Source organism: Aeromonas sp. 25-AL00135 (genome assembly GCF_054052385.1).
The window spans coordinates 1-207 of record NZ_JBSTYQ010000067.1; the positions used below are offsets into that span (position 1 = coordinate 1).

Below are 207 nucleotides of genomic sequence, written 5' to 3' on the forward strand. Positions count from 1 at the left end.
GCATTCGCCATGCGAGAGTAGGACACTGCCAGGCACCCAATTAAACAGCGATGTGAAGAATCACGTCACTGGCTGCGAGGATGACACCTCAGAAAATGCAGCAGAAGATTTAGCGAAAGCTAACCGAATGCGGAGCGGTAGTTCAGTCGGTTAGAATACCGGCCTGTCACGCCGGGGGTCGCGGGTTCGAGTCCCGTCCGCTCCGCC

Annotated in this window: 1 tRNA gene; it reads left to right on the plus strand. The window is 57.0% G+C overall.

Annotation, left to right across the window (positions count from 1 at the left end):
• Positions 1-131 precede the first annotated feature (131 nt).
• A tRNA-Asp gene (locus ACW5XC_RS20510) sits at positions 132-205 on the plus strand.
• Positions 206-207: the final 2 nt, after the last annotated feature.